Source organism: Mesorhizobium sp. M4A.F.Ca.ET.022.05.2.1 (assembly GCF_003998845.1).
GTDB lineage: Bacteria > Pseudomonadota > Alphaproteobacteria > Rhizobiales > Rhizobiaceae > Mesorhizobium.
This window is the reverse complement of sequence record NZ_RZOJ01000305.1, coordinates 1-7,213: the sequence shown is the minus strand read 5'-3', so window position 1 is coordinate 7,213 and position 7,213 is coordinate 1. Positions and strand designations below refer to the sequence as shown.

General features: G+C 59.2%; 6 protein-coding genes and 1 pseudogene. 3 read left to right on the top strand and 4 right to left on the bottom strand.

Features of this window, described 5'->3' with window-relative positions; genetic code table 11:
- Window positions 1-2,020 (top strand): hypothetical protein (locus EN745_RS36295; protein ID WP_210213775.1); only part of this gene is annotated, 2,020 nt, incomplete at its 5' end.
- Window positions 2,021-2,152: 132 nt separating this feature from the next.
- Here the strand turns inward: EN745_RS36295 and EN745_RS25520 are convergent.
- From EN745_RS25520 to EN745_RS25505, 4 genes are read right to left on the bottom strand one after another with little or no spacing between them, the layout of a single operon-like run.
- Entirely contained in the window at window positions 2,153-3,160 is a 1,008-nt protein-coding gene (locus EN745_RS25520; protein WP_126055860.1) for an FkbM family methyltransferase, read from the bottom strand.
- A 26-nt stretch (window positions 3,161-3,186) separates the two neighbouring features.
- Window positions 3,187-4,092, bottom strand: a complete 906-nt coding sequence (locus tag EN745_RS25515) for a hypothetical protein (RefSeq protein ID WP_245455545.1) — start codon at window positions 4,090-4,092, stop codon at window positions 3,187-3,189.
- Window positions 4,068-4,709 carry a class I SAM-dependent methyltransferase gene (locus tag EN745_RS25510; RefSeq protein WP_127422543.1) on the bottom strand — a complete coding sequence of 214 codons (642 nt, stop codon included), beginning with the start codon at window positions 4,707-4,709 and terminating at the stop codon, window positions 4,068-4,070. The genes EN745_RS25515 and EN745_RS25510 overlap by 25 nt, the downstream gene beginning before the upstream one ends.
- A gap of 4 nt (window positions 4,710-4,713) precedes the next feature.
- On the bottom strand, window positions 4,714-5,676 hold the full coding sequence (locus tag EN745_RS25505) for a glycosyltransferase family 2 protein (protein ID WP_281034789.1): 963 nt from the start codon (window positions 5,674-5,676) through the stop codon (window positions 4,714-4,716).
- Window positions 5,677-5,833: 157 nt separating this feature from the next.
- On the opposite strand from EN745_RS25505, the gene EN745_RS25500 reads away from it, so the two are divergent.
- Both EN745_RS25500 and EN745_RS25495 read left to right on the top strand, forming a co-directional pair.
- On the top strand, window positions 5,834-7,057 hold the full coding sequence (locus EN745_RS25500; protein WP_245487830.1) for a glycosyltransferase family 1 protein: 1,224 nt from the start codon (window positions 5,834-5,836) through the stop codon (window positions 7,055-7,057).
- A pseudogene (locus EN745_RS25495) lies at window positions 7,054-7,213 on the top strand (glycosyl transferase family 1); the annotation flags it as partial. The gene EN745_RS25500 and the pseudogene EN745_RS25495, both read left to right, overlap by 4 nt.

Genomic DNA, 7,213 nt, shown 5'->3' with positions numbered 1-7,213 from the left:
CAATTTCGGGCTTCCGCAGCCGGCAGCGATATCCTTCGGGATGTCAGCCGCACTTCCTGCGGCAGTGTTGTTAAAAGCAGGCGCGTCGCCAGCCAACGCCTATGCGGCGGTGTTCGCCATGTGGCTTGCGATAGCCTTTGCGGGTGCATTCTGGTTCGCTAGGTACATCGAGGCGGGACGACCGGCCTCGCTGCTCAGTGCCTTGATATGGTGCACATTCCCAATCGTCTGGCAGCATAATGGCTACTCGGCGGTGGCGCTCGGAATTGCCTTGCTGCCCCTCTATTATCTTGCCGCGATAGCGGTTTTGATCGGTCGGCTCTCTGCTTGGTCGTGCCTGGCCTTTGTTGGTGCTGCTTTCGTGGCGGTGTTCATGGACGGCTATACGTTCATGATGTTCGCTTCTGGCACCGCTTTGATGCTTGGGTGCACACTTGCCAGCCGTCGTCACAATCTGAAGATGGACCTGCTGTACCGCGCCCTCATCATCGCGTTCGCGTTTGGAGCATCCTACGTGGCCTACTCCTTTTACGAGGGAACTCCGACATTCGCCACGGAACAGATTGATGGTTTTCGAGGATGGGGCGCGAACCTGGAATTCTTCTTTGTGCCGACATATGGCGTATTGGCGATCCCTGACGTGCTCGGTCTTAGCGCAGCGCGGGCGCAGGATAACTATTTCGGAGATGCATCGACGTTCGTTTCGACGTTCTGCGCTGGGATCATGATGGTAGCGCTCTACGGTGCGCTCACGCTCAAGGGGAGAAAACTCTTCCTGCTGGCCTTTGGGCTGATGGCCATAGCTGGGTTCTATATGGCGCTTGGCCCAACTGTTAAATTTTTGACTTATCGGCCTGCGGACGCCAGTCAACTGATGCCCGCTTTGTATGGTTGGTTTGAAACCGGAAATGCGTGGATTTCAGAATATCTACCCGGATTCAAGATCATGCGAGCCAGCTATCGCTGGACGGCTCTCGGAATGTTCGGGTGCTGGGCTATCTTTGTGCTGATGCTGGCAAGCGAGAAGTTGTCAATGAACGCTCGCGCCGCTCTGCTGCTGATTTTGCTGGTCTTCAACATCCCCAGCAATACGCAACTGGATGAATACAGGCACTTCCGAAACGTCGTCAACGACTTGACGGATGAAATCGCGTCATGGAAACCGCACTTTCACAAGGGCGAGAGGGTGGCGTTTCTGCCGTACGGCAATGACTTCCTAATCAACTACATCGCAAGCGAACTGGACATTCGAGCCTACAATGTGGGGGGAGATAAGAACCTTGCATACGCCATTGGCAACTGGCCTCGAGAGATGACCGACTTTGAGCAAGGCAAGGTAGCGCCTGAGTTCGCGATGAGAGTGAGGGCCTTTCTTGAGAGCGGCAAAGTCGATGCCGTCGTCCTCCCATACATCAATCTGCTTTGGGCGGCTCATGATTGGCCTGCACCTGATGAGCGAGAAAAGGAGCTTTCCCCCATCGCCATGGCACTAGACGCCGAGGACAGATACGATGTGGATTTAATGCCGCATTACGCTGTCGTCCGCCTTGCGCACGGACTCGACCCGGCTGGCACTTTGTCGGTGTGGAATGCGATGCCTCCAATCGATCTTGGCAAGCCGGCAAATTTCGTGAGTGGAGAGATTGGCGAAAGCTTTCTCGTCGGACGCGGTTGGTACCGGCCCGAACCTCTTGGGACCTGGTCTCGCGAGAAGCAGGCATCAATTTTGGTCGACGTGACAGACATTCCGGACGGTGGGAAATTGAGCGTTAGGTTTTCGGTCTTCGCGCCGGGAGATGCCTGCACAAAGGTGGAAATTCGCAGCGGGACGACTGTAATGTTGGATCACAAATATTGTGGTGTTTCCGGCATGATCTCCGTCGACCTTCCGGCAACTGGTTTCGCGAACAATGGTCAATTGGATTTCCTTGTTGACCAGTTGCGCTCACCTTCTGCATATGGGAGTGGCGATACTCGAACGCTCGGCGTTCTTCTTCAATCTTTGGCTGTGGTCAAGTAGGCATGTCTCTGCGATCGCAGTGGATATCTAAGAAGGTTGGATATTTCCGAGTCGCTTGCCCAGACTGTTGAACCTGTTGTCTGGCCGAATCTGTCGCACCTATGCGCGCATTTCGAATCGGGAAAGCGCGATCTAGCCTCTAGCAGGGCTTAGCCAGCCTTGTACGCCATCGACTGAAATCTGCGGGCACCCCTCGACCAGCCGAATAATTGCCGGGCGCTCCATCTCAAGTTTCCAACCATGGCTCAGGAGGATGCTCATGATCCGTCCCTCGATCTGGCGGGAATGTGTGCCGATGACGATGTAGCGGACAAATCTGTTGAGGTCGGCAATGGCGGCATCGATAAAGTCGGCTTCGCCGCCCTGGATATCGATGTGCAGGAGATCAACCGGCTCGTCGCTGACGATCTCGGCCAATGAGAAGGCGGAAAGTTGCTGATATTGCCCGGACGCTGAGGCCTCCTTGATCTGTGCTGCGGTCGCACTCAGGATCGGCTCCGAGCCCCAGGACGCCCCGGCATTTTCGACGACCGGAAAGAGTGCCACGCCCTTTTCAGGGGCTGCGACACCGTGGATGATACGGAACTCATTGCCGGAGAAGCCATTGGCCGCCATCGCTTCGTGGGCATAGGCGACGTGCTCGCTGTCGCCTTCGATGCCGATCAGTTCGACGGCGAGTGCCCTGTTGCGGGCTGCAACCCCGGTATTGTTCAGCCAACACCCCCAGCCACACCCCAACTCCACCACACGGAAGCGTCCTGAAGCCAAATCAACGGCCCTGAGCGCTGCCGCCCATTCCGCAATGTCGGCATGCCAATTGGCAGGGATCGGTATCGGCTCGATGGTGCCGGCTTTGCCATCGAGAATGCCAGGGAAAAACCTAGGGGCAACTCTGACGCCGAGAAAGTTCGTGACGTAAGACGGATCCGCGGTCAGAGCGTTCCGAGCGTGATTGTTGATAGTGCCGATGGCATCGAAGCTACAGTTGTAGTGAAAGAATACGCTACCTGGTCCCGGCTGCTCGGACGTTTGCAACCGCTCGTTTTCCCGGCGCAGGATGTCGCGCTCCGCCAAAAGATTGTCCCGATCCTGCCACAACCTCTTGATCTGCGGTATCTTGAGTGCCGCGGCTTTGAGCATGTCGTCTCCCCTATTCAGTTGCGCCTTCAGCGTTGGTCATCAGCTATCCGACAAAATCTGCCGGCGATCAGTCCGCCGGAAAAGAAGAGAAGATCGCCGAGGATGGTGACCACCCGCCCGATCACCACCGCTAGCAGGATGACCGCACCGGAACCGAAGCCTCCAAGCAAAAACAGCAGAACCGCTTCCCTGACGCCGATACCGGCCGGCGCGCCCGGCGTCACCATGCCCAACAGCCACGCCAGCACATAGGCGCCGGCAATCGCCGGATGCAACCCGAATTCGCCGGAGCCGCCAGCAAGATCAAAGACCAGGGCAAAAACCAAGCCCGAAAGCGCGAGAAAGGCGACATAGAAGATAGCCGCCATGCCAAAGTCCGGACCGGCAAAGGTGACCAGCCAAAGCGCGCTGGCCATCGCCACGATGAAAGAGGTCCAGCCGAGCCATGCCGGTGCGCTGGGTGCGATCAGCGGTAGCACAAGCGGAAAAAAGAGGGCTCCGCCGATAGTGAGAAAGGCCAGTTCGTAGACAGTTGATTTGGCGAGCGGACCGTTGCCGATACCGGCAGCCACACCGATAGCCTGCCGACCCGCAAATTGGAAAATGTTACCGGGAACATATTTAGCGAATTGCGAGATCGCGTAGGCGTGAATCGCCCAAGATCGCGAAACCGGTGTCTGGAGATGGTGCAACAGCTTCTGCCAGCCGAGAGCCAGCAACAGGTTCGACGCGCCATATAAACCAGCCAGGGCTGCAATTGCGAGATAGCCGCCGGCTCCCAGTCTTCGGAAATCGATCTCACCGGCGTAGCCTTGAAGCCTGATCCCGACGAAGAGGACACCGGCCAATCCCAAGAGAGCTCCCGTGCGATTGAGCCAGGTCTTGGCGCCCGGGCCGAGCGCCATCGTCAGCGCCTGTTCTTCGATTTGCAATGAAGCATGGTCCACGGCAGTGGCGACAGTGTCTCGGTGACATCGAAAAACTGCGACACCAGCGAGACGATGCCGCGCTGCGACCAGTGCTGTAGATGGCCGGGCGTGTTTCCCAAGGCCGAGACGTATTTGCCACGCGCGAGATTAAGCACGCGCCAAAGCGGCTCGCGGGGTACGCTGAGGATCAGGTCCGACCTGACGATACGCTGCAGCGCTTGCAACGCCTTCTGCGGCTCCTCGAGGTGCTCCATTACTTCGCAACAGACGATGAGATCGGCGCTGTCGTGTTCTGGGGTCACATCATAAATGCTGCGAACCGTGAAACGCCCATGGTCCATACCCTGTCCGCGCGCGTTTTCCTTTGCCATACCGATAACTTGGGCAGAGAAATCGGTGCCTCGCGCATCGATGCCCTGCCCGAGCCAACGCATGATCCAGTAGCCTTCTCCACATCCGACCTCGTGGATGGTGGCGGGCCTTACCTTGGCCACCAGGCCGGACAACGCCCCTTCGAAGCCTTGCACCATCCGGCGGGCGATCGGGTTGCGCGTGCCGTATTTGTCATAGGTGTTGCCTATGACAATGCCATCCTCCGCCTGCCCGCCAGCTACCTTCATCTGCCTATCCTGCTTTCCTGCTGGACCGAGCCGCGGCGTAATTGCCATTCTCTCCCTGGGTCGCCCGCTGCGTATAGCGAATGTCCTCGAGAAGCTTGCGGTTGGCCGCTATCACGTCGGCCAGGAAGGCGACGAGGAGGCACTGGAAGCCCATCGACATCAGCGCGCCCGCCAGGATCACCGACTGTATATGTCCGGTGCCCGTTCCGGTCAGGTAGAAATAGAGGAAGCGCAGGCCAATCAGGAAGCCAAGTCCGAAAAGCAGCGCTGCGGCAATGCCGAAGAAGCGGGCAGGCTGGTAGATGACGAAGATGCGCACGATGGTGAACATCGAACGCTTCAGATAGGAAGGTATGCTCTTGACCAGCTTCGATGGCCTAAGATCGCCATTGACGCGGATCGGCACCGAGACCACGCGCATGTTCTTGCGGCCGGCCTGGATGATGGTTTCCAGCGTGTAGGTGTAGTTGTTGAACACGATCAGGCGCTGGGCCGCGGTTCGCGAGATGGCGCGAAAGCCGCTCGGCGCATCCTGAACGTCGGTGCCGCTGCTCACCCGAACCACCCAACTGCCAAGCTTCTGCAGCAACTTCTTGGCCGGAGAGAAATGTTCTATCTCCGAGATCGGCCGAGCGCCGATGACCATGTCGGCGCGCTCCTGCAGGACCGGCAAGGTCAGGGCCGGAAGATCGGCGGCGTGATATTGATTGTCGGCATCCGTGTTGACGATGACATCGGCGCCTTGTGCCAGACAGGCCTCGATGCCGGTCATGAAGGCGGCGGCAAGGCCACGATTGCTGGTGTGACGGACGACATGGTCGACGCCGTTTTCCTCGGCAATCCTGACCGTTTCGTCGGTGCTTCCATCATCGATGATCAACCATTCGACGCTGTCGAAGCCTGTGACGGTCCGCGGCAGATCGCTCAGCGCTATCGCCAGTGTTTCTGCTTCGTTGTAACAAGGAATCTGGATGATCAGCTTTGGCAGCAGCTCGCCCTCGAAATCGGGAGGTTAACAGAGTGCATCTATCATCCTGAGGCTGAGGCGCAAGCAGTTTTCCCCCACCCGAGACTTGTCCTCCCGCTTCGTGTTGCCGAATTGGCGGGATGTCTGTTAGGGGCTAGTGTCGCGACCGTTCCGAGCAGGTCGCGCTTCCAATCGCCCGTCTGCTGCCCACGGCAATATCCGGATGCTTCGCTCAGTTCATTTCCGGGAGAAAAGATTGAGAATCGGGGTCGATGGCAGGAACCTGGGATCGGCCACCGATGGCATCGGCAGGTTCGTCCACAGTTCGATCAAGGCCCTGTCGGCGCTCGGTGCCGAGGTCTTTGTCTACGCTCCCGGCCAGGTCAACCCCAGCTACGGTATCCCGAGCGGAGTGGCCTTGCGGACCGCAGGGTTCAGGTCCCTCCCCGCCCGCGCGCTGTGGGGGCAAGCCATCCTGCCGTCCTTGGCCTCGCGCGACAGTGTGGAGGTGTTCTGGGGGCCGGCTCACCGCTTGCCCCTCATCCTTGCCGAGCGGATCGCCCGTGTCGTCACCATCCACGATCTTGTCTGGGTGCACGCGCCGGAGACCATGCGCGCCCGGACCCGTATCGGCGAGCGCCTGCTGATGAAACCGGCATTGCGAAGAGCCGATAGGGTGGTGGCAGATTCGAACGCCACGGCTACCGCCTTGACGACGGAGTTCTCCTGGCTGCGGTCGCCGATCAGTACAGTCGCCCCCGGCACGACGTCGCTCCCCGCCCCGGGCGGCTTTTCAAGCCTGGAGCAGGTCGGCATCACCAGGCCTTACGCGCTTTTCGTCGGCACGCTCGAGCCGAGAAAGAACCTGGGCAGGCTGATAGAGGCTTACAGCCTGCTGCCCGCCAGCGCCCGGTCCGCCTGCGACCTGGTCATCGTCGGCGGCAGTGGCTGGAAACAGACGAGCCTGGCCGACGACGTGCGCCGCGGCGGGCTCGAGATGAACGTCGTCTTCACCGGGTTCGTGGAGGACGGGATGCTTGCAACGCTCTATGCGAATTGCCTTTTCCTGGCGATGCCGTCCCTCTATGAGGGTTTCGGCTTTCCGATTGTCGAGGCACAGTCATTCGGCAAAGCGGTCCTGACGTCCAACACATCCTCGATGCCGGAAGTCGCCGGCCAAAGCGCCATTCTTGTCGATCCGAACGATCCCAGGGCGATCGCCGACGCGTTCGGCCGGCTTTGCAGTGATGCGCAATTGCGCCAGGCGATCGCGGCCGGGGCGCGCCGGAATGCCGAACGTTTCACTTGGGAAAATCACGCCAGAGGCATGCTCGACATCTTTGAACAGGCCATCGGACAAAGACGAAGGACCGTGGCTTGAGAGTCCTGCATTTTTTCAAGACCTACTGGCCGGACACTTTTGGCGGCGTCGAGCGGACGATCCATGCCGTCGCCCAAAGCACGTCCCGTCATGGCATCGAAACGGAAGTGCTGTCGCTCAGCCGCACGCCCGACGAGGCGACGCGCCCCCTGGACG

What these genes read in the sequence shown, in the direction of transcription:
- EN745_RS25520 (WP_126055860.1), bottom strand. Translation starts at nt 3,160, where the DNA reads ATGCTCAAAGCCGCGGCACTCAAGATACCGCAGATCAAGAGGTTGTGG.
- EN745_RS25510 (WP_127422543.1), bottom strand. Translation starts at nt 4,709, where the DNA reads ATGAAGGTAGCTGGCGGGCAGGCGGAGGATGGCATTGTCATAGGCAAC.